The sequence below is a fragment of the Haloarcula montana genome, assembly GCF_035666295.1.
GTDB classification, from domain to species: Archaea; Halobacteriota; Halobacteria; order Halobacteriales; family Haloarculaceae; genus Haloarcula; species Haloarcula montana.
This window is the reverse complement of record NZ_CP142027.1, coordinates 642626-667889: the sequence shown is the minus strand read 5'-3', so window position 1 is coordinate 667889 and position 25264 is coordinate 642626. Positions and strand designations below refer to the sequence as shown.

Below are 25264 nucleotides of genomic sequence, written 5' to 3'. Positions count from 1 at the left end.
TAGAGCAGACAGATCGCAGTGGATACTGAGAGCTAGGTATGGGGCCGTCACTCCTGGGCGATGACAGCGACGTGGACGATCTTCTCGACCAGCGCCGGCTGGACGCGTACCTCGGGAGCGACGAACAGCTGTTTCACCTCCTGACCAACCGACGGGTCGGCGTCGAACGGACCGAGGACGGTGACACGACGCAGGTTACCGCCGGCGAGGACTGTGGCGCCGTCGCCGCTCTGACCGACCGTCGCGTCCTCCTGCTCGTCGGCGACCCGCCCGCCCGCTCCGACGGCGACTACGTCGCCTCACTCCCGTACGCCGATGTCGATGAGGCCGAGGCAGTCACCGAACTCCTGACCGCACGGCTCCAGTTCGAGACCAGCGCCGGGGCGATCTGGGAGTTCACCGCACGCGAAGCCGACATCGACGAGGTCGCGGACTTCCTTCAGGAGGCGTGTGGCGTCTGGGGCGAGGTCCGGACCGCGCTCGATACGCTGTCGGACCACTGTGACGCGCTCGCCGACGCGCTCGAATCGGCCGACTGGACCGCGTTCGACCAGTACCGAGCCGACGCCGAAACCGCACTGGAGACGGCCCGTGAGGGGGCCGATGCCGCGCCGTTCGATGGCGTCGAGGACCGGATCGACCGGCTCGAAACGGACCTCTATCGGCTCGTCCGGGACCGCAACGTCGTCCGCGGCGAGGAACTCCTCGCCGAGGCCCGCCGGATGCTCGACGACCGACAGTACGAGGAGAGTTACGACCGGGTCCGGACGGCCCGGGAGCGGTTTCAGGACGCCACCGACGTGGCGACGACACACGATATCGACGACGAGGCGGCACAGGAGGGGCTGGCCGCCGCTACCGAACTCGCGACGACAGTCGCCGAGCGCCCGCTGACGACCGCCCGAGACGCCCACGAACGGGCCGAGACAGTCGACGACCCCACCGAGCGGGTGGCGGCACTCGAGGGCGCTCTCGACAGCTACCGCGCGGTCGCGCAGTTGGTCGCCGGCGGCGACAGCCCCTTCGAGGGCGGCGAGGAGACGGCACGCGCGGAGAGCGAGGCTGTCATCGCCGATCTGATCGAGGCGCTGCTGGCGTCGGCCCGGGAACGGCGGAGAGCCGGCGACTGGGAGTGGGACGCCGGCAACGAGGAGACGGCCTACGACCTGTTATCGAGCGCCCGGGACGACCTCGACCGGGCGCTGGAACTCGCCGAGGAGTTCCCGCCCGGCGATCCCGAGTCGATCCGTCGGACTCGGGAAGAACTGACGGACCACTTCGACGTGCTGGCGATCCGCTACGAGGTCGCACGGGCCAACGCCGAACTCCAGAACTGACCGATCGAGTTTTCCGCCCCCTGCTCGAACCCCCGGACATGCCGGACCCGATCTTCGCCTGCGAGACCCACAGGTACTACCAGGGGGAGGGGTGCCCGGTCTGTGACCGGGTCGGCCGTGAAGTCCTGGACGGCAGCCGTCGACGACGGCTCTCGAAGTTCGTCAGCGGTGCCCTACGGCATTTTCCCGACGACGCCGGGATCGAACTCGACGAGGCCGGGTGGACGCCGCTGGCTGCACTCGTCGGTGCGGTCGAGGACAACTACGACTGGGCGACCCGCGACCACGTCGAGGGCGTCGTCGCGACGGACCCGAAAGGCCGGTTCGAACTGGACGAGGCGGGCGGGGAACAACGTATCAGAGCCGCGTACGGCCACTCGGTCCCGGTCGATCTGGCGTCGGCACCCACGCCGGTTCCGGAGACGCTGTACCACGGCACCGCGCCGCGACACGTCGACGCGATCATGAACGAAGGGCTGCGACCGATGTCACGCCAGAAGGTCCACCTCTCGGAGAGTGTCGAGGAGGCCCAGGCCGTCGGTGCGCGCCACGCCGAGGACCCCGTGGTGTTGGTCGTCGACGCGGCGGCGATGCGGGCCGAGGGCAACGATATCGTCAAACGTGGGACCGCGACCTACACGACCGACCGGGTCCCCCCGCGGTACGTCTCCCGGCGGTCGCTGTAGCCCGCGGAACCGTTCTGTCGTCACTCGACGAGCGACTCGCCGGTCATCGCCGCCGGCTGATCGATACCCAGCAGCGCGAGCATCGTCGGGGCCAGGTCCGCGAGCGTCCCGCCGTCGCGGGCGGTCCTCCCGTCGGCGGTGCCGTCCGGCGAGAGATAGACGAACGGCACCGGGTTGGTCGTGTGGGCGGTGTGTGGGTCCTCGACTGTTCCCATGTCGTCGGCGTTGCCGTGGTCGGCACAGAGCAGGACGTGTCCGCCGGCGGCGTTGATCGCCGCGACCAGGCGGCCCAGTTGCTCGTCGACGGCCTCGACTGCGGCGACGGCCGCGTCGAAGTCGCCGGTGTGGCCGACCATGTCGGGGTTCGCGAAGTTGAGGACGAGCGCGTCGGGGTCCTCGGTCTCGATGAACTCGATGGCGGTGTCGGCGAGTTCGGGTGCACTCATCTCCGGCTGGCGGTCGTACGTCGGGACATCGGGGCTCTCGACGATGCGGCGCATCTCGCCGTCGAACTCCACCTCGCGGCCACCGTTGAGGAAGTAGGTGACGTGGGGGTACTTCTCGGACTCGGCCAGACGGACCTGCGTGAGCCCGTTCGCCGCGAGCACCTCGCCGAGTACGTCTTCGGGTTGGTTCGGTGGGAAGGCGACGGGCACGTCGAAGGTCGCGTCGTACTCGGTCATCGTCACCAGCCGGGTCTCCGGCGGGGTAGTGTCCGCGCCCCAGTCCTCCGGGCGGATGTCCCCGAGCATCCGCGTGAGCTGACGGGCGCGGTCGGCCCGGAAATTGAAGAAGAGGACCGCGTCGCCGTCGGCCAGTCCGGGGTGGTCCCCGACCGTCGTGGGCTCGATGAACTCGTCGGTATCGTCCCGTTCGTAGGAACTCGTGGCGGCCGTGACGGGATCGTTGGCGTGGTGATCGCCGGCCCGCTCGACGATGGCGTCGTAGGCCCGGCGGGTCCGGTCCCAGTTCTGGTCCCGATCCATCGCGTAGTAGCGGCCACAGACGGTCGCGACGTGGCCCGTCCCGTGGGCCTCGGCGTGGGTCTGCAGGTCCGTGAGGTACTGTTCGCCCCCGGTCGGGGAGGTGTCTCGGCCGTCGGTGAAGGCGTGGGTGACCGCCTCGGTCCCGCGCTGGCCGGCCAGTTCGATCAGCGCGTGGAGGTGGTCCTGATACGAGTGGACGCCGCCGTCGGAGACCAGCCCCATGAAGTGGACGCGGCCGTCGTGATCGTCGGCGTACTCGAAGGCCGACAGGACCGTCTCGTTCTCGAAGAACGGGGGGTCGTCTGCGTCGTCGTCGGGCGCACTCTCGCCGCGCGAGCGGGCGATGCTGTCGGTGATCCGGGCCGAGTCCTGTTTGACGATCCGGCCGGCGCCGATGTTGAGGTGGCCGACCTCGGAGTTGCCCATCTGCCCCTCCGGGAGACCGACCCGGCGACCGTGGGTCGCGAGCGTCGAGTGGGCACCGTCGTCCCAGTAGCGGTCGAAGTTCGGTGTCGCGGCCGCGGCGACGGCGTCCCGCGTGTCTTCGTCCGGATTGAGCCCCCAGCCGTCGAGGATGACGAGACCGACGTGCATGGGTGGACCCTCGCCGGAGACCCAAAAGAGGGCTTCGGTCACGTACCGTCCCGTGGTCGTCGAGGGTGCCGGGAACCTCGATATTAATAGGGTGGAACGTCTCCGTCCGGCTATGAGCCCAGATATCCTCTCGGACGAGCTCGCCGACAGTATCGTCACCACCGCCCGGACGGCGACCGGCGACTCACTGCGCTCTGTCACCTATTTCACTCGCGCCGACTACGAACAGCTCTATCTGCGGGAGGACCTCGAACGTGACGCCGACCTCAACGACTTCGTCGGCCACGAGTGGCAGGGGTACAAACAGACCGAGAACGCCTACCAGGAGTCCGAACTCGGCGATTATCGCTTTACCGTTCGGGCCTTCGAGAACGGCTATCTCCTCCGGGTGGCGACACAGCGTCAGGGCGTGCTCATCACGACAGACGGACTCTCGATGAACTCCTACGAGGAGATCGCCGACGCCATCGACAAACTCCTGCGTGACCAGTCCGGCGAGGAGTGAACTACCCGTAGACGACGAAATCCAGTACCCAGTTCACCGCGTTGAGTGCGACCAAGATAGCACCTTCCACCCGCGAGAGCAGTTCGTTCGTGTAGAACAGCACCGTCACGAGGACAGTCAACCCCAGCAGCCACAGCGTCGTCCCGATAGCGGCCCCAGCGACGGGGAGTGGCTGGACCGCGGCGGCCAGTCCCAGGACGCCGAGCGTGTTGAACACGCAGCTTCCGACGATGTTTCCGGCGGAGATGCCGACCCGTCCCTGACGGACGGCGGCGACGGAGGTCGCGAACTCCGGGATCGAGGTACCGGCCGCAACGACGGTCACGCCGATGACCCACTCGGAGATGCCGACGGCCAGCGCGATGTCGACCGCCGACGTGACCAGCAGATGCGCCCCGCCGACGACCAGTCCCAGCCCGCCGACCAACCGGCCGAGGTCGAGCCAGCCGAACGGCTGGCTCGTCGGACGGTCCTCGCCGGTGCCCGACGAGCCCGCACGCGCCAGGACCACGAGATAAGCCACCAGGACACCGAACAGCACGAGCCCGTCCCCGCGGCTCACTCGGAGATCGCGGAGGACCACGAGCAACAGGAGCGTGGTCCCGACGAGCAGTGTGCTGTCCCGCCGGACGAGGTCACGACCGATGGGCAGCGAGCGGACCAGCGCGACCCCGCCCAGAATGAAGCCCAGATTCAGGACGTTCGAGCCGACGACGTTCGCGACCGAGACGTCCGGCCGTCCCGAGAGCGCGGCGTCGAGAGTGACCGCGAACTCCGGCGCGGAGGTCCCGAAGGCCACGACGGTCAGCCCGACGACGAGTCCGGGGACGCCGAGCCGGCGGGCCGCCCGACTCGCGCCGGTGACGAACTGTTCGGCACCGATCCACAGTCCCACGACCGCCACAGCGACGAAGAGACCGTCGAACAACACGAGTCAGTGTCTCCCTCCGACACGGTGCCGTCTGCCCAGGTTCATACTCCCGCAGTCGGCCGGCGGTCCCTAAAATGTCCCACCAAAGCCTTACCTCCCCGCCGTCGAACAACCGCCATGACCCTGGACCCGGTACACGTCGACGGCATCGCGCACCTCGCACGCCAGGTGCGCCAGACCGTCGAGACGAGCGATCACGACGCCGCCGCCCAGCGGGTGTGGGAGGACTTTCTGGACCCGCTCTATCACGATGGCGACGAGATCCTGACTCCGATGGGCGACCGACGCCGCCGGAAGGTCCCGATCGACGACATCGCACTGACGGACCCACCCTTTCCCACACAGCACGGACTCGACTCGGGGACGATCAACCCGACGACGTTCAAGAACGGCCTGGTGCTGGATGTCGCCCAGGCGGCGATGAGTGCGGTTCCTTCGGATGTCGAACTCCACCGCGGGCGGACGATCATCATGGCGGTCCACTCCAACGATGCCACGGTCTCACTCTCCGAGGACTGGGCGGTCGACGATCGGGGCTACGCGAAACGCCGAGTCCTGAACGCCCCGCAGGTCGACCGTTACGAGCAGCGGGTCGTCCACGCGCTGGCGCTGTATCTCGCCGAGAGCGAGCACGCGCTGACGAACGCAGACATGGTCGAGGACCTGTTCGTCCTCGACGGGCCGATCTACCCGACCGGCCTCCTGCGCTGGGCGGACCGCGAGACGGAACTGGCCGACCTGCTGGCCGAGGACGACCGCCCGAAGACCGTCGTCGGCAACTACGTCGAACTCGTCGAACGGTTCGTCGAGCGGGGCGTCCCCCTGATCGGCTTCGTCAAGAACTCCTCGACGAAGGCCCTGACCCGCGCGGTTCGCCGCAAGACCAACGCGCCGTGGGTCGACGACGCCGCCTTCTTCCGGCGGGTACTCGAACGGCGCGACGACGACGGCGAGCGGCGGACCGACGCGCTCACCTGTACGAACTGGTTCCGCTCGCGGGCGGGCACCGACGGGGTCATGGCGGCCGACGGGAACGCGCTGGGCATCGAGCGGGAACTGGACCCCGAGGCCTACGAGGTCACGTTCTTCGTCTGTTACGACCCGCGCAACGATCTCGTCTTTCGCGTGGAGGCTCCCTACGCGTTCACACGGGACCCCGACTGTCGGGAGCGACTCGCCCGGCAGGTGCTCCACGATGTCGCGGCCGAGCGCGGTCCTCCTCTGGCCGTCTCGAAGGCCGATGAACTCGCCGGGATCGACCGTCAGGGCGGCGAGGAACTCACGCGCCGCATCGAACGCGCTTTCGACACCGACCGGGAGCGGGGCTACGACGACTTGCGCTGGGGCGCCGTCGAAGAAGCCTTCTGATCTCTCGGTGCCGGACTACTGCGCTTCCTCGGCTTGCAGGACGGTCACCTCGACCGCGGCCTCGGTCACGCCGAGCCGGGCGAACTGTGTCCGGACGTGGTCTTTGGCCGCCTCGATAGCGGTATCGCGGTCCTCGAACCCCTGTGGCATCGGCGACTCGAAGGCGACGTTGACCTCGCGGTCGCCGATCGATTGCGTCTGGCCACCGCTCTCGACCTCGTAGAAGGCGTCACACACCCAGACGTAGGGAGCGCCGCCGTCCGGTGCGCCCTTGAACGACGGTGGCGACTCACCGGGTTCGTACAGGGTCCCGGTCAACCCGGTACCGCCGGCCGATCCGCGGATGTGGAGCATACCCTCACGTAGGGACCACAGCGACAAAAGGCTCTCTCCGGACGGCGTCACCGACGGAGGTCGACGACGACGGGGAGGTGATCCGACGGGTAGTGGTCGTCGTCCCGGTCCGTACAGACGGCGTGGCTCGTCACGTCGAGGTCGTCCGTGGCGAACACGTGGTCGATGCCCATCTCGGGGAGTAGGTCGTGGAAGTCGGTCCGTGTCGTCGTCGGTCCGTGACGGTGGTCTGTCAGGGACCGCGTGTCCGCGAGCGTTCGGCCGTCGGACAGCGACCGACCCGCCGCACGCTCGTAGGCGGGGTCACCGACGACGCAGTTGAAGTCCCCCTGGAGGACGGCCGGTTCGCCGTCGACGAGGGTGTCCAGTCGCTCCAGTACCAGATCGACCCCGCGCCGGCGGGCCTGCTCGCCCTTGTGGTCGAGGTGGGTGTTGACCACGACGAGGGGGTCGCCGTCGGCCAACCGAGCCCAGGTCGCCACGCGGGGATACGCCCCGTCCCAGCCGACGCTGCCCGGTTCGTCGGGGGTCTCCGAGAGCCAGAACGTCCCCGTCGCGACGCAGTCGAAGCGGTCGGTCCGGTAGCCGATGGCGGTGTGCTCGCCGCCACTGGCGACGCTGTCCCGCGGGTCGCCGACCCAGTCGTACTCCGGGAGCATCGACTGCAGTTCCCGAAGCTGGTGTGTCATCGCCTCCTGGACGCCGACGACGGCGGGGGCGTGGTACCGGATCGTCCCGGCCACCAGCCGCCGGCGGTGTGCCCAGTTGTCCCTGCCGTCGCTGGCGGCGTCGTACCGTACGTTGAACGACGCCACCCGCACCCGGTTCATATCTGTGCTGTGGCGCCCTCCGTGGTAAGGGTTCCAGTTCCGGACTGACTGTCCCCCTCCACCGAATGTCTCCGTGCCCGCCCGGGCAGGGAAAGGCGTTAGTTCCCCGCCACCCTCGATGAGAGCATGTCAGACCTCGGGGATTTCACGGATTTCGACGCCGACGACGGGCCGACCGACGAGGACACGGCCGAGGCTCCGGCCGCCGAGACCGACCGCGCAGCCGAGGAGGCGGAACCCGACAGCGCCTTCGAGCCGATGGAGGTCTCGCCGGCCGACCCCGACAGCGGGCTCGGCGTGCTCTCGGCGACCAACGGGCTCCGGATCAGCGAGGAGGAAGACGAATCGCTCCTGCTCGCCTACGTCACCGCCGCGAACCGCTCGGCGGTCCGGCTCGGCACGTACCTCCTGGTCCCCTATCCCGACGGCGAGCGGCTGTTCTGTCGGATCACTGCCTTAGAGTACGCCCAGGAGTTCCGGGCCGACGACGCTACAGAGATCCACGCCCGGCGAGCGATGCGCGAGCAGGGGATCGACGAACAGGACTTCAAGTTCATCGCCGAGTTGGACCCGGTCGCAGTCCTCTATTCGGACGGCGACGACCTCAAACGGCGGATGACCGATCGGGTCCCGAAACCGGAGACGGTGGTCCGGGAGGCCACCGACAAGAGCGAGATCAAGACCGGGCTGAAGATCCCCGAAGACGGCGTCTTCCTGGGTCACCTCTCGGTCGGCGGCGAGAAGGTCCGGACCGCCGCGGAGCCACCGACGATCGACTACCGGTTGAAAGACAGCTACGACGACGGCGACCCGCTCGTCTTCCGGCACACGCTCGTGGCCGGCGGGACGGGGTCGGGGAAGACGCACGCCTCGAAGAACGTCCTCCGGCAGTATCTCGGGCGGACATACGAGATGACCGACGATCGCTCCCCGGAACTGGCCGTCGTCCAGTTCGACCCCCAGGACGAGTACGCACAGATGCACGACGACAACCCCGCGATGACCGACGAGTTCGCCCGCCGCTGTGAACGGGAGGGGGTCGCGACGGGCGGCTACGACGACACCATCGCGTTCGTTCCGAAAGTCGCCGGGGCCGACTACAGCGCCAGCCACCACCGCGCCGAGCAGGTCGAGTTCACCGTTCCGTTCTCGTTGGTCCACGAGAACCCGTGGCTCATCGCCGGCTCCAGCCTCAACGACAACCAGTACGGCGCCCTCGTGAACACGCTCTTGCCGCGCTTCAAGCGAGAGTACGGCCGGGAGGCGACCTACGACCAGTTCCTGACGTTCCTCAACGACCCGGCGCTCAAGGAGGAACTCGACGAAACCGGCGACATCCACGAGGCGACCTTCGACGCGGTCAAGCGCCGCGTGCGTGGGTTCGGGGCCGTCTTCGATCAGGACGCCCGCCCGATTACCGACCAGATCTCACAGTTCGTCCGCGCGGGCGGGCTGACGGTCATCCCGACCTACCACATCTCCGACTCGCGGACGGCCTCGACGGTCGTGCTGGCGGTGTCCAGCCTGCTCATCGACCAGAAGCTCTCGAACGACCCGACCTACGACCGCATCAAGGAGACGCCCCTCGTGTTGGGGATGGACGAGGCCCACAACTTCCTGACAGACGCCGATAGCGTCCAGGCCCGGAAGGTCATCGGGAAGTTCACCGAAGCGGCGAAACAGGGCCGCAAGGAACGGCTCGGGCTGTATCTCATCACGCAGGACCCCCAGGACATCGCGGATTCGGTGTTCAAACAGATCAACACGACGATGGTGTTGAACCTGGGCGACGACGACGCGATCTCCGCGGTGAATATCCCCACGAACCTCGAATCGAAGGTCCCCTACATGGAGAAAGGTCAGCGGGTGGTGTACTCGCCGGACAACTCCGAGCCCGTCGAGCTGATCGGTCTCTCGACGTGTGTAACCCGCCACGGGCGAGAGTGACCGACGGCCCGGCTACTCCAGGCTCGCTTCCAGTCGCTCGATGAGTTCGGTGTTGCCGACGTGGAGCGGACACCGCTGGTGGAACCCCTCGGGTTCGATATCGAGCATCGACTGTGTGCCGTCGGAGGAGGCCCCACCGGCCGCCTCGAAGACGAAGGCGATAGGGTTGCCCTCGAACTGGAGGCGAAGTTTCCCGTTCGGGTTGCTCTTTAGTCCCGGATACGCGAAGATGCCGCCGTAGGTGAGCAACTGGTTGATGTCGGCGATCATCGCGCCGCCGTAGCGGAGTTTCAGTTCCTGTTCGATCTCCCGGGCGAAGGCCGTGAAATCGTCCGGCCAGTCGGGGACGAACCCGCCGAACCCGTAGATGTCGGGGTCCTCGGGGAGCGTGACGTCGTCGGCGAGTCGCTCCGGGGTCTCTCCCTCGATGAGGTAGTCGGCGACGACGCCGTCGCGGGCGACGACCATCGTCGTGATCGGCCCGTAGAGGACGAACCCGGCAGTGACGAGGTCGCGTCCTTTCGCGGGCAGCGGCGCGTCGTAGATGCCGAAGACGGTCCCCATCGCGTTGTTCGACCGGAGGTTCGAGGAGCCATCCAGCGGGTCGAGTGCGATGTGGTACTCCCCCGACCCACCGTCGACGAGTTCCTGGCGCTCCTCGCTGGCGTAGGTCCCCACCTCCTCGTGGGCCAACAGTGCCTCCTCGAACAACTCGTCCGCGCGGACGTCGGCGGCCTCCTGGCGCTCGCCGCTGGGGTTCGTTCCGACCTTCGCGGTCCGGTCGCTGGCGAGTCCGTCCCGGACCGCCGTCGCCGTCTCGGCGATGCTGTCGACGATCCGGTCGACGGCGTCCCCGCCCGGTTCGTAGGCCGTCATCGACGACCCCCCGCTACCGGAGTGTCGTCGGTCGTTTCGTCGTCGACTGCCGCGGCCTGATAGCGCATCGCTTCCCCGTTGACGTGATAGCCACGTAACTCTCCCGACTCCCCGGACCACGCTGTCTGTCAAGCGATCCCGAACGCTGGCAGCGAGCGGGCCACACCGTCGTCCGAACCTGGCTTCCGAGAACCGGCCTGGATTACGGGCGCGGTCTATTAAGTTACAAGTACGACGACAGTGAGAAAACCGAATATGGCGGAACCCGGCGGTTACGGATCGGTCAGTGCACAGCCGACAGCGACGACCAACGTCAACAAAGTCGCGGGTATCGCGTCCGCACTGGTTGTCGTCAACGTCCTGTTGATGCTCGCCCTCTCGTATACCCCGATAGCGGAGTTGGGGGCCGTGCTGTTCTCGAACTTCTTCATCGGCATCGCCGTCTTCCTCGTGACGGTGGGCGGCGGTTACTGGCTGGCTGGAAAGGGGACTGAGAGCGGAAACATGCCGCTTGCTGGTGCCGGCGTGGCCCTGACACAGACTGGCTACGGGCTGCTCGGCTCGGCGATTCTCCTGGTCGCACCCGCGTCGATCCGAGCGCCTGCGCTGGGGATCACCGCGGTCGTCACCGGCCTCATCACCGCTGTCGCCGCCGTCATCGTGTTCAAGACGGACCACGACTTCTCGCGCTGGCAACTGTACTCGTACGTCTGTTTCGGCGGCGGCTTCGTCGTCGGGGCGGTCGCGTACTTCGCCGCGCCGGCCTTCGTCGTCGTCGCGGGCGTGTTCTTCTTCCTCGGGTTCCTCGCCGACCTCGTCTACGAGATCTGGGCGCTCAAGACCGACCAGTACGCCAGTGACCTGCTCAACGCCATCGGCATTTACATCGCCGTGATGGGTGTGTTCATCCACATCCTTCAACTCGTCCTCCGAGTGCTCTCGGAATTGTAGTGCTCTCGGGCCAAAGGTTCAAGCCCGACGGCGTGACCACGTACTGTATGGGAAAGCGCATCCTCGTTCCCGTCGACGGGTCCGACGGGGCAGCACACGCCTGTGAGTTCGCCGCCGAGGAGTTTCCGGACGCGACGCTGGTGTTGTTACACGTCATCAATCCCGCAGAGGCGGGCTACAGCGCCCAGGCATCGGTCCCCTCCTTCTCCGAGCAGTGGTACGAACAACAGGAGCGCACGGCCGAGGAACTGTTCGACAAACTCGATGAGACGATCCGTGCTGCGGGCGGCGGCGAGACCGAGCACGCGCTGGAGGTCGGCCGCCCCACGAAGACCATCGTCGACTACGCCGAGGACAACGACATCGACCACATCGTGATGGGGAGTCACGGCCGCTCCGGCGTCTCCCGTATTCTCCTCGGAAGCGTCGCGGAGATCGTCGTCCGACGGGCGACGGTTCCGGTGACGGTCGTCCGCTGATCAGGCGTGTCTGACGATGTGAACGTCGTACTGGGGGTCCTCCGAGACCGGCGCACCGACGCTCGTGACCGGCGTCGACACCCGGCCGGCGTTCTCGCTGCCGATGAAGAGGATCGAGGCGTTCACTTCGTTGGCGACGGCTCGGATCGTCCGAACGACATCGGTGGTGAGCGACGCCATCGAACTCACGTCCTCCGGAACTTCACAGCGGAAGCGTGCGTCGGGGGCGATCTCGTGGACCTGTGTTTCGAGCTTATCCGCGACCAGCTCGGTGCTGAACGTCTCGTCAGCGTTGAGCCAGCCCCGTTCCAGCGCGAACTCCGGGGCTTGCGGGACCACGCTCAACACTAGTACCTCCTCGTCCCGGTAGGCGGCGAACTCGGTCGCTCGTTCGAGCGCTGCCGCGGACAGATCCGACCCGTCGAACGGAACTAACAGAACCATATCGGGCGTCTCGACCGGACGTGAGTTAACTGTTGTCGGTCGTGAATGCGGATCGGTGACACGACACAAAAGGTTATGTGGGTGTAAAGTATGTATCCGTAACATGAGCTTCAGTGAAGACTCACTGCGCTATCCGATGGAGAGCGACGAGTGGGTAAAGACGGTCATCATCGGCGGTCTGCTCGTGTTGTTCAGCTTCCTGATCGTTCCGGGGATCCTGGTCAGCGGATACGTCGTCCGGGCGATCCGCGAGCGCGCCGCAGGCGCGACCGAACCGCCGGTGTTCGACGAGTGGGGAGAGCTCCTCGTCGACGGACTGAAGGCGACAGTCATCGGGCTGGTCTACATGATCATCCCCGTCGGTGTGTTCGCCCTCACAGTCGGCACGGCGATCATGGGGTTCCTGACCGGTACCGATGCGGGAGCCGGCCTCGGGATGGCGAGCCTGCTGGGCGGGTTCGTCATCTCGGGGATCCTCTCGCTCGTGTTTGGCTACTTCGCCGTCGCGGCGATCGTCAACTTCGCCTGTGAGGATAGCCTCGGTGCCGCCTTCGACATCGGAGCGCTCCGGAAACTGGCGCTGTCGTCGGACTACGCGGTCCCGTGGCTCATCTCGGTCGGGATCTTGTTCGCGGCCGGTATCGCCGTCAGTGTCCTCAACGTGGTGCCCGGACTCGGAGCGATCATCGGGCCGTTCTTCTCGTTTTACGCATACGTCGTCGCCGCGGAGCTGTGGGCCGGTGGCTACAACGACGTGATGAAACGATCCGACGAGACCGAACCCTCCGCGGCGGCCGCAGTCTGAACGCCGCTCAGAAAATATTCGCCTGCTGGTAGACGCTGATCCCCTCCATCGTGATCTCGTAGGGTTTGGTCTCGCGTGAGTGGTTGGCGTTCCTGATCTTCTGGATCTCGACGGCCAGTCGCGTCTCTCTGGTCTCCGAGCGGACGTACTGGAGGATGAAGACAGCGTCGGTCAGATACTCGATGATCCCGTGCCGGGAGGCGTAGGCGTTGTCCTCGCTGGCTTCCGAGGTCAGCATCGTCGTCACGCCGGCGTTTTTCAGCGCTCGGGTGAAGTCGAACACCTCGGTACGGCGCTTGGCCTGGTCGTCGTACATCATCTCCAGCAGCGACACGGAGTCGAGCACAAGCCGGTCGGCGTCGAAGTCCTCGATCAACCGCGGGAGTTCCCCGCGGATGTTGTCGAGGCTGTTTGCCATCTCGACGGGGTCTAAGTCGATGACAGCGAGTTGATCGTTGGCTTCGTACTGCTCGAACTCCCAGTCCCGGTCGTTAGCGGTGTCCATGATCGACTCGTAGGACTGTTCGAGCGTGATGAAGATGCAACTCTCGCCGATCTCCAGCCCGTGATGGAGAAACTGGAGCCCGAACGTCGTCTTCCCGGTCCCTGCAGAACCGACCGTGACGACGAGGTGACGTTCGGGAATCCCGCCCTGGATCATCCGGTCGAGCCCCTCGATACCGATATCGATCCGCGGGATGTCCGAATCGAAATCTTCGTCTTCGAACTCGCCGCCACTGCCGTCTCCGCCCCCGGCTGAATCGAACGCGGACGCGAAGTCGTCGTCGAACAGACCGCCTTCTTCCTCTCCACCACTGTCGTCGAAGGGACTGTCACCACCACTGTCACCGAACGGACTGTCGCCGCCGCCCCCGTCGAACGGACTCTCACTGCCGCTATCGTCAAACGGACTCTCACTGCCGCTATCGCCGAAGGGACTGCCGCTCTCCTCGTCGGGGCTCTCGCTCGTCCCGCCGCCGGTGCTCTCGGAACCGTCAGTTCCCTCCTCGAAGGGGTCGGCGTCGTCACCACCGACTCGGTCGCTGGACTCGTCGTCCGACTCCTCGATTGCCTCTTCGAACCAGTCACCGTCCTCCTGTTCTGTGGAGTCGTCGTCGCTCATGCGTCCGACCACCGACCGCGGAGACGCACCATACTCCAGAGTTTTCGTGGAGCCTGATATAACCTTGCTGTCGCTATTCGCTGTTCGCTGTCGACAGGTAGCCACTCGCTTCCGATAGCGGAACAGAACCCACTGGCGCCACTACGCCGAGACGTACTGTGCTTCCCAGTCGTTGCGTGCGTCCAGTTCACGCTGGCCACGCTTCGTCAGTGTGTAGAAGTTCGTCCGGCGGTCGAGTTCCCCTTTTTCGATGAGTCCCTTCTCGACGAGTGTATCGAGATTGGGATAGAGACGGCCGTGGTTGACATCGCCTTCGTAGTAGTGCTCTAATTCCTCTTTGATCGCGAGTCCGTGTGGTTCGTCGAGGCCAGCGATCACGTACAACAGATCTCGTTGGAATCCGGTCAGATCGTACATTCCTCTCCGAATTGTTTTGGCGCCATACATATCAATATTCATGGTATACGGGTAACCTACTTACCAAGTAGTTATCTCCCTCAGTCCGGTAGTTCTCGATACTCGGTTGCTAAATCTAACTTCGACTTCCGGAGATACTGTGGCCGGTATCGGCGGGTATGTATCCGAACTGGAACTGCTGTCGTTGCTGTAACAGAAACCCACGCCGATCCGTGTGTTTCCTCCTCACGGAGCTTGCTGTGTCCCGACAAGGGTAAAGGACCCGACTGTGTAGAGCGGTTGATGACCGAACACGCGGAGTCGGTGGCAGACGGACTCCCGGAGCCGTCGGGCGCCGGCCGTGTCCGTGTCGTCGGTACCGCCCACGTCTCGGAGCACAGCGTCGAGGAAGTACGGGAACGCATCACCGAGGAGCAGCCCGACATCGTCGCTGTCGAACTCGACGAGGGTCGCTACCGGCAGATGCAAGGGGAGACCCCCGACGACCTCGACGCCGGCGATCTCCTCCGTGGGAACACTGTCTTCCAGTTTCTCGCGTACTGGATGCTCTCGTACATCCAGGCACGTCTGGGTGACCGGTTCGATATCGAACCTGGTGCCGACATGCAGGCCGCGATCGACACGGCCGAGCAACACGGGCTCGGTGTCGCGCTCGTCGACCGCGATATCCAGACGACCGTCCAGCGGTTCTGGTCCCGGCTCACCGCACTGGAGAAACTGAAACTACTCGGAAGTCTCATGGCCGAGATGGGGCCGCCACTGACCGTCGGCCTCACTATCGGTGCCGTCTTCGGTGTGATGGCGGCCGTCGTCTCAGGTGTCGTCGGCTGGCCGGTCCTGATCCCGACCGCCGCCGTCGGCTCGCTGGCCTCCGTCCTGAACACCGTCCTCGTCGGCGTCCTCGTGACCGCAGGGATCGGTGTCCCTGTCGCCGCGTTCGTCACGCAACTCCACAGTGAAGAGGAGATCGACGAGTTCGACATGGAGCAACTGACCGACACCGACGCCGTCAGCGCCATGATGGAGGAGTTCCGGCGGTTCTCGCCGGGCGGCGCCGAGGCACTGATCGACGAACGGGACGCCTATATCGCCCACCGGCTCGTTGCGCTCCGTGACGCCGGCTACGACGTGGTTGCCGTCGTCGGCGCCGGACACAGGGAGGGGATCGAGCGGTATCTGGAGCACCCCGGGGAACTCCCGCCCATGGAGTCGTTGACCGGGAAAGAGACGGGAAGCCGGTTCTCGGTGTACAAACTCCTGGGATACGTGATGACAGTCGGCTTCTTGGTGTTTTTCGTCCTGCTCGTGATGGCGGGCGTCAACGACGCGTTCCTCCTGCGACTGTTCGGCGCCTGGTTTTTCATCAACGGTATCATCGCCGCGGGGCTCGCCCGACTGGCCGGCGCCCACTGGACGAGTTCGCTCGTCGGCGGCGGGGTCGCCTGGATGACCAGCGTCAACCCCCTGCTCGCACCGGGCTGGTTCGCCGGTTACGTCGAGTTGCGGTACATCTCGGTCAACGTCGGCGATATCGCGACGCTGAACGAGATCCTCGCCGACGAGGAGTCGCCGATCCTCGACCTCATCAAGCGGTTGCGTGCGGTGCCGCTCTTCCGGCTCATCATGATCGTCGCGCTGACAAACGTCGGGAGCATGATCGCGAGTTTCCTGTTCGCGACGGTCCTGTTACCGTACTTCTCACAGGAGATCGGGGGCGTCGACGGGGTCGCCCGCTTGATGCTCCGCGGTGCCCGCAACAGCGCGGACCTCCTCTGGGGGGTGGTGAGGTGAACCTGACGTTCACTCGTCAGGAACTCCAGGACCTGTTCGTCGCCTGGCTGGCGCTGGGGCTCGCGTTTACGCTCCTGCTGGAACCGCGGCTGACCGATGCGCTCCTCGGGACCGTCGGCGGGGTCTCCGTCGGCGTCGTCATACGGACCCTCGTGGTCAGCCTGCTGACCGTCGGCGTCGCCTTCCTGCTCCACGAACTCGCACACAAGGTCGTCGCGATCCGCTTCGGCCAGGTCGCCGCGTTCAAAGCCGACTACCGGATGCTGGGCTTCGCGATCGTCGGCGCGCTCGTGGGATTTCTCTTCGCTGCGCCCGGTGCCGTCGTCCATCGCGGACGGATCACGCCCAAGGAGAACGGTCTCATCGCGCTGGCCGGGCCGGTGACGAACATCGGACTGGCAGTGGTCTTTCTCGTTCCGTATCTCGCGTTCGCCACCAGCGGTGTCGGCGGCTTTCTCTGGGACCTCGCCAGCCGCGGCCTCCAGATCAACCTCCTGCTGGCCGGGTTCAACATGATTCCGTTCGGTCCGCTGGACGGCCGGAAGGTCCGCGAGTGGAGTACCGGCGTGTTCCTCGTCGTGGCCGTGCCGTCGATCCTGCTCGGCATCGGCGCGCTGTTCGTGCTCTGATGGAACGATGGGCTTTTGCCCGCGCCCCGCACCCTCTCGGACATGACAGCCGAGGACGACCCCGAAGAAGAGGGACTCACGTACGCCCAGACCGGCGTCGACATCGACGAGAGCGAGGCGGCTACGATGGCACTCATCGGCGCCGCCGGCGAGTTCGAGGGGGACTACGCGGGCCTGGTCGATATCGGCGATCAGTACCTCGCGCTGGCGACCGACGGCGTCGGGACGAAACTGCTCGTCGCCGAGGCGATCGACGACTACTCGACCATCGGGATCGACTGCATGGCGATGAACGTCAACGACCTCGTCGCTACAGGCGTCGAACCCGTCGCCTTCGTCGACTATCTGGCTGTCGAAGTCCCCGACGAGGAGACCAGCGAGGCGATCGGTGCGGGCCTGCGCGAGGGCGCCGAGCGGGCGGGTGTCGCACTCGTCGGCGGCGAGACGGCGGTGATGCCCGACGTGATCAAGGGCCTGGACATCGCCGGCACCTGTGCCGGCCTGGCGCCGAAAGACGCCGTCTTCCCCGGTGAAGCCGAGGTCGGCGACGCGATCGTCGGTTGGCCGTCCTCGGGTATCCACTCGAACGGGCTCACGCTGGCCCGCGAAGCGGTCACCCGTGACCACGAGTACACCGACCCGTTCCCGCCGAACCCGGACCGGACGATCGCCGAGGAACTGCTGACACCGACTCGTATCTACACCGACGTGTTGCCGACGCTGCGCGCCCACGAAACTCACGCCGCCGCCCACGTCACCGGCGGCGGCTGGACGAACCTCACGCGGATGGGCGAGCACCGCTACGAGATCACCGATCCGTTCGAGGCCCAGCCGGTCTTCGAGTTCGTCCAAGAGGAAGGGACCGTCGACGACGAGGAGATGCACCGGACGTTCAACATGGGGACCGGCTTCGTGGCGGCGCTGCCGGAAGCGGACGCCGAGGCTGTCGTCGAGGACAGCGAGGACGCGCGGATCGTCGGCGAAGTCACTGAGGGCGAGGAGTGCGTGGCGGTGCGGGGACTAGAACTACAGTAGTGCGGTCGTGGTGCGGTTGCGGTGACGTGAGGATGCGTACTGCTGGCGAACGGAGTGAGCCAGCAGGGAGTTTTGCCCCACGTTTTTGTGACGAGCGGTTCGACCGCGGTGAAGCCGCGAGTCGAACCCGAGGAGTAAAAAGTGGTCGCGGGACCGGCTTCGTGGCGGCGCTGCCGGAAGCGGACGCCGAAGCTGTCGTCGAGGACAGCGAAGACGCACGAATCGTCGGCGAAGGCGAGGAGTGCGTGGCGGTGCGGGGACTAGAACTACAGTAGTGCGGCCGGTCGACAGGGCGCTCAGCTGACCGTCCGGGCGATGTCGGCCTCGGTGATGACGCCGATAGTTTGGCCGTCCTCGACGACCAGGACGGCGGCGTTGTGGTTGAGGTAGTCGTCGACGGTGTCGATGGTCGCGTCGGGTTCGACGGTCGTGATCGATTCGTTCATCACTTCGGCGACCGGTAGTTCGCCGACGTTCTCCTCGTCGCGCTGGCGGATGTCCGAGTTCCCGATCAGTCCCTCGGGGGAGCCGTCCCGGACGACCGGGACCTGCGAGAACCCCTTCCCGTCCATCAGTTCCTTGGCGTTGTGGACCGAATCGTCCGGTTCGACGCTGTGGACTGGCGAGTTCATCAGATCCCGAGCGCGGACGATCCCGCCTTCGGCTTCTTCGAGGGCGTTGACGATCCGGCGCAGCGTCGAGAGCCGCGGGTCGACGTCGCCGCCCTCGATCCGTGCGATCAGCGGCTGTGAAACGTCGGCCCTGTCGGCCAACTCGCTCTGGGTCAGATCGAGTTCGGTACGGCGTTCCCGGAGGTCCGCTGACGTGGGTAAGTCCATACCCTCCGATAACCTGGGGTAATACAAAAAGCCACCGGCGGTCGGCTCAGGCCTCGGCTTCGGATTCCTCGTCGGCCTCTGTCTCGAAGGATTCGACGACTTTCAGCGGGACATCACGGAGCGCGCCGCCGATCTCGCTCTTGGCGATCCGTTGTGCGTGTTCGGTCGACTCGGCGTTGAACACTTCCATTTCGAGGACCAGTCCGACCAGCGCCGTGTCGGCGGCGATAAACGCCGAGTCGAACGGCTCCCCGCAAGCGGGACACCCGGTGGCGCCGACCTCGACCTCGACGTAGTCCATGTCGGCCTCGTTGAGGCGCTTGCCTGCTTCGCTCACGGCAACACCGATCGCGTCGTCGATATCTTCTACGTCACGAACCAGCCAGGCTGCTTCCATCGCCACGAGGTAGTTCATATCTCCTCCAATGTGGGCCGACTACTCGATAGTTTTGATTCGTCGGTGTGCGCACGTCACCGTCATTATCGCCATAAGTTATGCGAACGAGGCAGTTCATCGACACTCGTGTTACGCTCGAAGCGGGGCCACTGAGCCAGCAGCAGCCAAACGAGAGGGTGTCGCGTAAAACCACCAGACTGCGGCGGTTTTTTCTCACTAAACTCGACGGAAGGTTTATATACGACTCTCTCCCTGGCTGGTGCTATAGACCGATGGACGTTCGACTGTACTCCGCCGCGGTGCTCGCACTGTATCAACTGACGCTGCTGCTCGGGATCGCACTCCTGCCGGTTGCGATGGTCACCGAGCGCGTGGGACTGCGACTGCCGATCGACCGCCTGGTGACCCAACTGAACTCGGCCTACGACCGGGCGAGTGCGTAAGGGAGTTCCAAGAAGAGGATTTATCACCGCCCGACGGGAAAGAAGCGCTAATGCGCGACACCACTCCTGACTCACCGTTCTCTCAGCGACAGCGTCCCCCGTCGACCGACGAGTTCCAGACCGATCCCTACGAGCCGGAGGTCGGCTCCCTGCCCGACCGCAGCGAGCAGGACACGGAGAAAGTCAACAAGACCGGGACGACGACGATCGGGATCGCGACGAGCGAGGGCGTCGTCATCGCGACCGACATGCGCGCCTCGCTGGGCGGCCGGTTCGTCTCGAACAAAAACGTCCAGAAGGTCGAACAGATCCACCCGACTGCGGCGCTGACCCTGGTCGGCAGCGTCGGCGGCGCCCAGTCGTTCATCCGCTCGCTGCGGGCCGAAGTGAACCTCTACGAGGCCCGTCGCGGTGAAGACATGAGCATGCAGGCGCTCTCGACGCTCGCGGGGAACTTCGCCCGTGGCGGCCCCTTCTTCATGATCAACCCCATCCTCGGGGGCGTCGACGAGGACGGCCACCACGTCTACTCAATCGACCCCGCCGGCGGCGTCATGCAGGACGACTACACCGTTACCGGCTCCGGGCTGACCGTCGCCTACGGGACCCTGGAGGACCGCTACGAGGAGGACATGACCAACGAGGAGGCTCGCGAGGTCGCCGCCGCCGCGATCAAGGCTGCTGCCGAACGCGATACCGGGTCGGGCAACGGCATCTACCTGGCCGATGTCACGAGCGACGGCGTCGACATCGAAGGATACGACTTCGACGAACTGCTCTGAGGCTGTTTTTCCGGTGGTGGCGATCACCATTGCAAAACGGGCGAGGACAGAACTAAGCGATAGCCGTTCCGAGAAGCGGTATGGAACTGTTCGGGACGGCCGGAATTCGAGGAGACGTAGTCGAGCGAGTGACCCCCGAACTCGCGCTGGAGGTGGGGCGGGCTGCGGGACAGGACGGCGAGGAGTTCGTGCTCGGGTACGACGGCCGGATCACCTCCCCGGCGTTGGCCGACGCACTCGCCGCAGGACTGGCAAGCGCCGGTGTCGCGGTCGTCCGCGTCGGAGCGGTACCGACGCCGACGCTGGCCTGGGCGTCACGGGAGCGCCGGGGCGCGATGATCACGGCGAGTCACAACCCGCCACACGACAACGGCATCAAACTGTTCGTCGACGGCCAGGAGTACGACGGCGAGGCCGAGCGCCGCATCAGCCAGCGCATCGACGCGGGACTCGCGCCGACCGAGTGGGGCCGGTGGGGTGACACCACCCCCGTCGAGCCGCTCGCCGAGTACCGCCGGGCGGTCGCCGCGTACGCGGGCGACTACGGCAGCGATCCCAGCGACCTGACGGTCGCGGTCGACAGCGGCAACGGGATGTCCGGTGTCGCGACGCCACAGGTTCTCCGGGAACTGGGCGCAAACGTCCGTGCCGTCGAGGCCAACGTCGACGGCTACTTCCCGGCACGCGAGAGCAAACCCACGGCCGAGACGCTGTCGAAGTTCCGGTCGTTCGTCGCCGACACCGCAGTCGATGTCGGCATCGGCCACGACGGCGACAGCGACCGCATCGTCGTCGTCGACAGCGACGGCGCGATCGTCCACGAGGACACGATCCTGGCGATCCTGGGTGAGCACTACACGCGGGCCTCGGCCGCTGATGACCCCGTCGTCGTGACGACGCCGAACGCCTCCGGGCGGGTCGACGAACGCGTCTCGGCCGCCGGCGGCCGGGTCGAACGGGTCCACCTCGGCGCGCTCCACGAGGGCATCGCACGGGTCAGGGCCGACGCCAACGAGGGGACTGCGGTCGTCTTCGCCGGCGAGCCCTGGAAACACATCCACCCGGTGTTCGGCGGCTGGATCGACGGCGTCGTCAGCGCGGCCGTCCTGACCCGGTTGTTCGCCGCGGAGTCGCTGGCCGACCGGCGAGCGGTCGTCCCCGAGCGACCGTACCGGAAAGTCAGCGTCGACTGTCCGGACGCCGCGAAGGCGGACGCCATGGAGACGTTGACGGAATCACTGCCCGCCGCCTACCCCGAGGCTGGTGTCTCGACGGAGTACGGTGTCCGACTCTCGTTCGAAGACGGGTCCTGGACGCTGGTCCGCCCCAGCGGGACCGAACCGTACGTCCGGGTCTACGCCGAGAGCGACGACGTCGACGCGCTCGTCGAGGGCGTCGTCGAGACGGTCGCAGACGCCGTCGCCGCACAGTCCGAGGGCTGAGTCGGCGCTCCGTCCGACCGTACAGACTGTCTCTCGGTGCTGTCCCGGCGGCGCCGGTGGGTATTTGCCCGTCCCACGAGTTGCCCCGGTATGAACGACCTGCTGGAGACAGCCCGGACGGCTATCGGGAATTCCTATGCCCCCTACTCCGAGTACCGGGTCGGTGCCGCTATCGAGACGGCCGACGGAGCCGTCTACACCGGCTGTAACATCGAGAACGCCAACTACAGCAACAGCATCCACGCCGAGGAACTCGCGCTGAGCAAAGCGGTCCAGGACGGCCACCGCGAGTTCGCTCGCCTCGCGGTCGCCTCGGACAAGCGCGACGGTGTCACGCCCTGTGGGATGTGTCGGCAGTCGCTCGCGGAGTTCTGTGGCGAGGACCTGCCGATCTACTGCGACGAGGGCGACGGCGAAGTCAGCGAGTACACGCTGGGGGAACTGCTTCCAAACACCATCACGAAGGCCCACCTGGACGTATGACCGGCGACAGCGAAGATCCCAACGACGACGAGCAGTACCACCTCGAAGTCGGTCCCGGCGACGTCGCCGACAGTGTCCTGTTGCCGGGCAACCCCGAACGGGTTGCGAAGGTCGTCGACGGCTGGGAGGACCACGAAATCGTCGGCAACCACCGGGAGTACCGTACCGCGACTGGTACCCACGAGGGAACGCCCATCTCGGTCACCTCTACGGGGATCGGCTCCCCGTCGGCCGCGATCGCCGTCGAGGAGCTGGCCCGGGTCGGTGCCGACACGTTCCTTCGGGTCGGTTCCTGTGGCACGATCCGCGAGGAAGCTAGCGTCGGGGATCTGGTCATCACGACTGGTGCGGTCCGTCAGGAGGGGACCAGCGACGAGTACGTCCGCGAGGATTACCCCGCAAGCGCCGACCACCGGGTCGTCTCGGCGCTGGTCGCCGCCGCCGAGGAACTCGACTACGACTACCACCTCGGGGTGACCTGTTCGACGGATAGTTTCTATGCTGGCCAGTCACGGCCGGGATTCGGCGGCTTCGAGGCCCGCGGCACGGAGGAACGACTCGACGAACTCCGCGAGGCCGGCGTCCTCAACTTCGAGATGGAGGCCGCGAGCATTCTCACGCTCGCCGGCCTCTACGGTCTACGCGCCGGCGCCGTCTGTACGGTGTACGCCAACCGCGTCACCGGCGAGTTCCGTACCGAGGGCGAGCGCAAGGCCGCGAACTGTGCCAGCCTCGCCGTGACCTACCTCGAACGGATGGACGAGGCCGTCGCCGCCGCCGACGCCGACCGGTGGCACGCCGGGCTCTCGATCGACCGGTAGCGGTCGGTGTGTCTCTCCGTCCCAACGCTTTGGTTCCGGGCTGTAGGCGGAGTAGTACACCCACCCGTCGTCGGTCTCATCCGATGAAGAGGTCGAGCACTACGCTCGCGTCCTGTCCCTTGTAGAACTCCGTGTACCCACATCTGGTACAGGAAACCGCTTTGCACCGCCGGTTCTGAATGTCGAGGAGCCGGGTGACGCCCTCACCGGTCGTGGTGATGTTGTCGACCTCCGCGTCCGTGTGACCGCACTTCGGACAGCCCGTCTCCTCACCGATGGACTCCGAGCTGTGCCTGTCGTCCCCGCTGAACGTTCTCTCCGCGGGCTCCGCGTCGCTGAGCGATGCTTCACAGTTTCTGCAAAACGACCAGTCCGCGGACGCCTTCGTTCCGCAGTCGGGACAGTGGACGTAGGAGGGCTGGGGGGAGTCGCTGCCGCCGTCCGTCTTGCTGTCGTCGGGAGCCATTTGTGGGAGTCGATGACACGATACTAAATAGGTCTAGTGTCCAGGACGCCCCGCGACCACTGTCTTCCGGTAGCTCGTCGAAACGGGACCGCAGGCCGAAATTCCGGCCACCTCTGCCAGTCGAGCGGACCGGTCGTCCGGGTGAACGGGCACGAAACGGCTGTGTGATGAACGGGTCACTTCGCAGAGCCCGTCGAACACGAAGTGATCGTCAGAACGCGGTTCTACATGTCGGGCCACGCCTTCGCGGCGCGGCCGAAGCCGGTCACGTCGGAGATCCAGCGGGCGGCGATGCCCTTCTTGAGCATCTTCGCCGGCAGTCCGCCGAACGTGTCGATGGGAACGTTCACGACGTCGTGGGCGACGGCTTGCTCGCCGACGGAGATGACGGTCCCCTTGTCCTTGTGGGTCCAGGTCTTCAGCGGCTGGCCACGGACCGCGCGGGCGAGGTTCTCGCCGGCGACCTCGGCGGCCTGCCATGCTGCCTGGGCCGTCGGCGGGGCGGGGTTCTCGCCGGGCTGGTCGATCAGTGCACAGTCGCCGATGGCGAAGACGCGCTCGTCTTCCGTCTGGAAGTCACCTTCCGCGTGGATGCGGTGGTTGCGCTCGTCCTTGTCAAGATCGACGTCCTGCATACACTCCCGGCCGGTGATGCCGCCGGTCCAGATGAGCACGTCGTAGTCGAGTTCCTCGTCGTCACCGATGTAGACGGTTTCCTCGTCGACCTCGCCGATGAACTCGCCACACATGATGTTCACGTCGCGGTTCTCCAGGCGCTTGCGCAGCGCACCCTGGAGTTCGGGGTCGTTCCCGGGGAAGATCTCGTCCAGCCCCTCGACGAGGTGGATGTCAAGCGGCGCACGGTGATCGTCACGGAACTCCGCGATCTCGCCACACGTCTGGATGCCCGACAGGCCGGCACCGCCGACGACGATCTGTGCGGGGTCGTTCCGGGAGGCCTCGCGGGAGGCCTGCTGGATCGCGTCGTGGATACCCAGCGCGTCGTCGAGATTCTTGAGCGTGTGTGCGTACTCTTCGAGACCGTCGATGCCGAAGAACGCGGTACTGGTGCCCAGCCCGGCCAGCAAGTAGTCGTACTCGACGTCGTCGCTGTCGGCCAGTTCGACCTGCCGATCCTCGGTGTCGATACCGGTGACCTCGTCCTGGATGAACGCGGTGCTTGGCTCTTTGATCTCGTGGACCGGGATCGAGATCTTCTCCTGAACGCTCGGGTCACGGATACAGCGGTGGGACTCGTGGAGCACGAGGTGGTAGTCCGTATCGGAGATCCAGGTGATGTCCGCCTCGCCGTTCAGTTCGGATTCGAGGCTGTTTATGGTGCCAGCACCGGCATACCCTGCGCCGAGAACGACAACGTGGTCTGTCATACAGGGGGCTCGGTAGTCCGGTGATACAAAGGCTTTGAAATCGCTGTCAGAGCACTGCTTTCCCGGATAATCGTTCGTGATAGATTCGCATGCGGTAACGGAAAAGAGAACAGCA

General features: G+C 65.9%; 28 protein-coding genes. 16 read left to right on the top strand and 12 right to left on the bottom strand.

The features are described 5' to 3' along the window. Window positions 1-38: 38 nt before the first annotated feature. Together VJ109_RS03505 and VJ109_RS03500 are read left to right on the top strand one after the other, a co-directional pair. The gene (locus VJ109_RS03505) at window positions 39-1337 is read left to right on the top strand and encodes a hypothetical protein (RefSeq protein ID WP_324759034.1); all 1299 of its coding nucleotides are present in this window, start codon (window positions 39-41) and stop codon (window positions 1335-1337) included. Window positions 1338-1375: 38 nt separating this feature from the next. Continuing rightward, a complete protein-coding gene (locus VJ109_RS03500; RefSeq protein WP_324759031.1) occupies window positions 1376-2023 on the top strand; it encodes an RNA 2'-phosphotransferase in 648 nt (215 codons plus the stop codon). Window positions 2024-2043: 20 nt separating this feature from the next. Here VJ109_RS03500 and gpmI read toward each other — a convergent pair whose 3' ends face one another. After that, window positions 2044-3603: a 2,3-bisphosphoglycerate-independent phosphoglycerate mutase gene (gene gpmI, locus VJ109_RS03495; RefSeq protein WP_324759029.1), complete on the bottom strand. Its 1560-nt coding sequence runs from the start codon at window positions 3601-3603 to the stop codon at window positions 2044-2046. A 112-nt stretch (window positions 3604-3715) separates the two neighbouring features. Between gpmI and VJ109_RS03490 the strand changes: the two genes are divergently transcribed. Then, entirely contained in the window at window positions 3716-4108 is a 393-nt protein-coding gene (locus VJ109_RS03490) for a DUF7522 family protein (RefSeq protein WP_324759028.1), read from the top strand. Window position 4109: 1 nt separating this feature from the next. Here VJ109_RS03490 and VJ109_RS03485 read toward each other — a convergent pair whose 3' ends face one another. Further along, entirely contained in the window at window positions 4110-5039 is a 930-nt protein-coding gene (locus VJ109_RS03485) for a sodium:calcium antiporter (RefSeq protein WP_324759026.1), read from the bottom strand. Between the two features lie 117 nt (window positions 5040-5156). Here VJ109_RS03485 and VJ109_RS03480 point away from each other — a divergent pair, with 117 nt between their 5' ends. Further along, a complete protein-coding gene (locus VJ109_RS03480) occupies window positions 5157-6407 on the top strand; it encodes a DNA double-strand break repair nuclease NurA (RefSeq protein WP_324759024.1) in 1251 nt (416 codons plus the stop codon). Between the two features lie 15 nt (window positions 6408-6422). Here the strand turns inward: VJ109_RS03480 and VJ109_RS03475 are convergent, their stop codons facing one another. Continuing rightward, window positions 6423-6761, bottom strand: coding sequence for a DUF7113 family protein (locus tag VJ109_RS03475; protein WP_324759022.1), 339 nt, complete (start codon window positions 6759-6761; stop codon window positions 6423-6425). Between the two features lie 47 nt (window positions 6762-6808). Then, window positions 6809-7591: an endonuclease/exonuclease/phosphatase family protein gene (locus VJ109_RS03470; RefSeq protein WP_324759020.1), complete on the bottom strand. Its 783-nt coding sequence runs from the start codon at window positions 7589-7591 to the stop codon at window positions 6809-6811. A gap of 126 nt (window positions 7592-7717) precedes the next feature. On the opposite strand from VJ109_RS03470, the gene VJ109_RS03465 reads away from it, so the two are divergent. Continuing rightward, window positions 7718-9538 carry an ATP-binding protein gene (locus VJ109_RS03465; RefSeq protein WP_324759018.1) on the top strand — a complete coding sequence of 607 codons (1821 nt, stop codon included), beginning with the start codon at window positions 7718-7720 and terminating at the stop codon, window positions 9536-9538. 12 nt (window positions 9539-9550) lie between these two features. Here VJ109_RS03465 and VJ109_RS03460 read toward each other — a convergent pair whose 3' ends face one another. After that, window positions 9551-10414: a class 1 fructose-bisphosphatase gene (locus VJ109_RS03460; RefSeq protein ID WP_324759016.1), complete on the bottom strand. Its 864-nt coding sequence runs from the start codon at window positions 10412-10414 to the stop codon at window positions 9551-9553. 255 nt (window positions 10415-10669) lie between these two features. Here VJ109_RS03460 and VJ109_RS03455 point away from each other — a divergent pair, with 255 nt between their 5' ends. Together VJ109_RS03455 and VJ109_RS03450 are read left to right on the top strand one after the other, a co-directional pair. Next, a complete protein-coding gene (locus VJ109_RS03455; RefSeq protein WP_324759014.1) occupies window positions 10670-11365 on the top strand; it encodes a hypothetical protein in 696 nt (231 codons plus the stop codon). Between the two features lie 47 nt (window positions 11366-11412). Next, complete coding sequence (locus tag VJ109_RS03450; RefSeq protein ID WP_324759012.1) at window positions 11413-11844, top strand: universal stress protein; 432 nt, start codon at window positions 11413-11415, stop codon at window positions 11842-11844. Here VJ109_RS03450 and VJ109_RS03445 read toward each other — a convergent pair whose 3' ends face one another. Further along, on the bottom strand, window positions 11845-12288 hold the full coding sequence (locus VJ109_RS03445; RefSeq protein WP_324759010.1) for a universal stress protein: 444 nt from the start codon (window positions 12286-12288) through the stop codon (window positions 11845-11847). A gap of 103 nt (window positions 12289-12391) precedes the next feature. Between VJ109_RS03445 and VJ109_RS03440 the strand changes: the two genes are divergently transcribed. Next, window positions 12392-13093 (top strand): DUF4013 domain-containing protein, encoded by a 702-nt coding sequence (locus tag VJ109_RS03440; protein WP_324759009.1) that lies wholly within the window; start codon window positions 12392-12394, stop codon window positions 13091-13093. A 7-nt stretch (window positions 13094-13100) separates the two neighbouring features. Here the strand turns inward: VJ109_RS03440 and VJ109_RS03435 are convergent, their stop codons facing one another. Both VJ109_RS03435 and VJ109_RS03430 read right to left on the bottom strand, forming a co-directional pair. Next, window positions 13101-14216: a KaiC domain-containing protein gene (locus VJ109_RS03435; RefSeq protein ID WP_324759008.1), complete on the bottom strand. Its 1116-nt coding sequence runs from the start codon at window positions 14214-14216 to the stop codon at window positions 13101-13103. Between the two features lie 141 nt (window positions 14217-14357). After that, a complete protein-coding gene (locus VJ109_RS03430) occupies window positions 14358-14633 on the bottom strand; it encodes a PadR family transcriptional regulator (protein ID WP_276180396.1) in 276 nt (91 codons plus the stop codon). A 282-nt stretch (window positions 14634-14915) separates the two neighbouring features. Here VJ109_RS03430 and VJ109_RS03425 point away from each other — a divergent pair, with 282 nt between their 5' ends. Genes VJ109_RS03425 through purM form a run of 3 tightly spaced genes read left to right on the top strand, consistent with a single transcriptional unit; the run spans window position 14916 to window position 18088 of the window. Then, complete coding sequence (locus tag VJ109_RS03425) at window positions 14916-16424, top strand: TraB/GumN family protein (protein ID WP_324759006.1); 1509 nt, start codon at window positions 14916-14918, stop codon at window positions 16422-16424. Beyond that, window positions 16421-17053, top strand: coding sequence for a site-2 protease family protein (locus tag VJ109_RS03420; protein WP_324759004.1), 633 nt, complete (start codon window positions 16421-16423; stop codon window positions 17051-17053). Before VJ109_RS03425 ends, VJ109_RS03420 begins: the two co-directional genes overlap by 4 nt. A 42-nt stretch (window positions 17054-17095) precedes the next feature. Further along, the gene (gene purM / locus VJ109_RS03415) at window positions 17096-18088 is read left to right on the top strand and encodes a phosphoribosylformylglycinamidine cyclo-ligase (protein ID WP_324759003.1); all 993 of its coding nucleotides are present in this window, start codon (window positions 17096-17098) and stop codon (window positions 18086-18088) included. Between the two features lie 296 nt (window positions 18089-18384). Here purM and VJ109_RS03405 read toward each other — a convergent pair whose 3' ends face one another. Together VJ109_RS03405 and VJ109_RS03400 are read right to left on the bottom strand one after the other, a co-directional pair. Beyond that, entirely contained in the window at window positions 18385-18927 is a 543-nt protein-coding gene (locus VJ109_RS03405) for a CBS domain-containing protein (RefSeq protein WP_324759001.1), read from the bottom strand. A gap of 46 nt (window positions 18928-18973) precedes the next feature. Further along, window positions 18974-19342 (bottom strand): DUF555 domain-containing protein, encoded by a 369-nt coding sequence (locus VJ109_RS03400; RefSeq protein WP_276180407.1) that lies wholly within the window; start codon window positions 19340-19342, stop codon window positions 18974-18976. 254 nt (window positions 19343-19596) lie between these two features. Here VJ109_RS03400 and VJ109_RS03395 point away from each other — a divergent pair, with 254 nt between their 5' ends. The 5 genes from VJ109_RS03395 to VJ109_RS03375 all read left to right on the top strand — a co-directional run bounded on the left by VJ109_RS03395 (window position 19597) and on the right by VJ109_RS03375 (window position 23295). Further along, window positions 19597-19767 carry a hypothetical protein gene (locus VJ109_RS03395; protein WP_276180409.1) on the top strand — a complete coding sequence of 57 codons (171 nt, stop codon included), beginning with the start codon at window positions 19597-19599 and terminating at the stop codon, window positions 19765-19767. Between the two features lie 50 nt (window positions 19768-19817). Then, window positions 19818-20549, top strand: coding sequence for an archaeal proteasome endopeptidase complex subunit beta (gene psmB / locus VJ109_RS03390; protein ID WP_276180411.1), 732 nt, complete (start codon window positions 19818-19820; stop codon window positions 20547-20549). 80 nt (window positions 20550-20629) lie between these two features. After that, window positions 20630-21991, top strand: a complete 1362-nt coding sequence (locus tag VJ109_RS03385) for a phosphohexomutase domain-containing protein (RefSeq protein ID WP_324758997.1) — start codon at window positions 20630-20632, stop codon at window positions 21989-21991. Between the two features lie 90 nt (window positions 21992-22081). Then, on the top strand, window positions 22082-22474 hold the full coding sequence (cdd, locus tag VJ109_RS03380) for a cytidine deaminase (protein WP_434737270.1): 393 nt from the start codon (window positions 22082-22084) through the stop codon (window positions 22472-22474). Next, window positions 22471-23295 carry a nucleoside phosphorylase gene (locus VJ109_RS03375; RefSeq protein ID WP_324758995.1) on the top strand — a complete coding sequence of 275 codons (825 nt, stop codon included), beginning with the start codon at window positions 22471-22473 and terminating at the stop codon, window positions 23293-23295. The genes cdd and VJ109_RS03375 overlap by 4 nt, the downstream gene beginning before the upstream one ends. 76 nt (window positions 23296-23371) lie before the next feature. On the opposite strand, the gene VJ109_RS03370 is transcribed toward VJ109_RS03375, so the two are convergent. Then, entirely contained in the window at window positions 23372-23761 is a 390-nt protein-coding gene (locus VJ109_RS03370) for a zinc ribbon domain-containing protein (RefSeq protein ID WP_324758993.1), read from the bottom strand. A gap of 224 nt (window positions 23762-23985) precedes the next feature. Further along, on the bottom strand, window positions 23986-25149 hold the full coding sequence (locus VJ109_RS03365; RefSeq protein WP_324758992.1) for an NAD(P)/FAD-dependent oxidoreductase: 1164 nt from the start codon (window positions 25147-25149) through the stop codon (window positions 23986-23988). Window positions 25150-25264 lie beyond the last annotated feature (115 nt).

What these genes read in the sequence shown, in the direction of transcription:
- psmB (WP_276180411.1), top strand. Translation starts at nt 19,818, where the DNA reads ATGCGCGACACCACTCCTGACTCACCGTTCTCTCAGCGACAGCGTCCC.
- VJ109_RS03440 (WP_324759009.1), top strand. Translation starts at nt 12,392, where the DNA reads ATGAGCTTCAGTGAAGACTCACTGCGCTATCCGATGGAGAGCGACGAG.
- VJ109_RS03430 (WP_276180396.1), bottom strand. Translation starts at nt 14,633, where the DNA reads ATGTACGATCTGACCGGATTCCAACGAGATCTGTTGTACGTGATCGCT.
- VJ109_RS03465 (WP_324759018.1), top strand. Translation starts at nt 7,718, where the DNA reads ATGTCAGACCTCGGGGATTTCACGGATTTCGACGCCGACGACGGGCCG.
- VJ109_RS03435 (WP_324759008.1), bottom strand. Translation starts at nt 14,216, where the DNA reads ATGAGCGACGACGACTCCACAGAACAGGAGGACGGTGACTGGTTCGAA.
- cdd (WP_434737270.1), top strand. Translation starts at nt 22,082, where the DNA reads ATGAACGACCTGCTGGAGACAGCCCGGACGGCTATCGGGAATTCCTAT.
- gpmI (WP_324759029.1), bottom strand. Translation starts at nt 3,603, where the DNA reads ATGCACGTCGGTCTCGTCATCCTCGACGGCTGGGGGCTCAATCCGGAC.
- VJ109_RS03490 (WP_324759028.1), top strand. Translation starts at nt 3,716, where the DNA reads ATGAGCCCAGATATCCTCTCGGACGAGCTCGCCGACAGTATCGTCACC.
- VJ109_RS03480 (WP_324759024.1), top strand. Translation starts at nt 5,157, where the DNA reads ATGACCCTGGACCCGGTACACGTCGACGGCATCGCGCACCTCGCACGC.
- VJ109_RS03395 (WP_276180409.1), top strand. Translation starts at nt 19,597, where the DNA reads ATGGACGTTCGACTGTACTCCGCCGCGGTGCTCGCACTGTATCAACTG.
- VJ109_RS03405 (WP_324759001.1), bottom strand. Translation starts at nt 18,927, where the DNA reads ATGGACTTACCCACGTCAGCGGACCTCCGGGAACGCCGTACCGAACTC.
- VJ109_RS03425 (WP_324759006.1), top strand. Translation starts at nt 14,916, where the DNA reads ATGACCGAACACGCGGAGTCGGTGGCAGACGGACTCCCGGAGCCGTCG.
- VJ109_RS03400 (WP_276180407.1), bottom strand. Translation starts at nt 19,342, where the DNA reads ATGAACTACCTCGTGGCGATGGAAGCAGCCTGGCTGGTTCGTGACGTA.
- VJ109_RS03460 (WP_324759016.1), bottom strand. Translation starts at nt 10,414, where the DNA reads ATGACGGCCTACGAACCGGGCGGGGACGCCGTCGACCGGATCGTCGAC.
- VJ109_RS03445 (WP_324759010.1), bottom strand. Translation starts at nt 12,288, where the DNA reads ATGGTTCTGTTAGTTCCGTTCGACGGGTCGGATCTGTCCGCGGCAGCG.
- VJ109_RS03365 (WP_324758992.1), bottom strand. Translation starts at nt 25,149, where the DNA reads ATGACAGACCACGTTGTCGTTCTCGGCGCAGGGTATGCCGGTGCTGGC.
- VJ109_RS03500 (WP_324759031.1), top strand. Translation starts at nt 1,376, where the DNA reads ATGCCGGACCCGATCTTCGCCTGCGAGACCCACAGGTACTACCAGGGG.
- VJ109_RS03475 (WP_324759022.1), bottom strand. Translation starts at nt 6,761, where the DNA reads ATGCTCCACATCCGCGGATCGGCCGGCGGTACCGGGTTGACCGGGACC.
- VJ109_RS03385 (WP_324758997.1), top strand. Translation starts at nt 20,630, where the DNA reads ATGGAACTGTTCGGGACGGCCGGAATTCGAGGAGACGTAGTCGAGCGA.
- VJ109_RS03470 (WP_324759020.1), bottom strand. Translation starts at nt 7,591, where the DNA reads ATGAACCGGGTGCGGGTGGCGTCGTTCAACGTACGGTACGACGCCGCC.
- VJ109_RS03455 (WP_324759014.1), top strand. Translation starts at nt 10,670, where the DNA reads ATGGCGGAACCCGGCGGTTACGGATCGGTCAGTGCACAGCCGACAGCG.
- purM (WP_324759003.1), top strand. Translation starts at nt 17,096, where the DNA reads ATGACAGCCGAGGACGACCCCGAAGAAGAGGGACTCACGTACGCCCAG.
- VJ109_RS03505 (WP_324759034.1), top strand. Translation starts at nt 39, where the DNA reads ATGGGGCCGTCACTCCTGGGCGATGACAGCGACGTGGACGATCTTCTC.
- VJ109_RS03370 (WP_324758993.1), bottom strand. Translation starts at nt 23,761, where the DNA reads ATGGCTCCCGACGACAGCAAGACGGACGGCGGCAGCGACTCCCCCCAG.
- VJ109_RS03450 (WP_324759012.1), top strand. Translation starts at nt 11,413, where the DNA reads ATGGGAAAGCGCATCCTCGTTCCCGTCGACGGGTCCGACGGGGCAGCA.
- VJ109_RS03375 (WP_324758995.1), top strand. Translation starts at nt 22,471, where the DNA reads ATGACCGGCGACAGCGAAGATCCCAACGACGACGAGCAGTACCACCTC.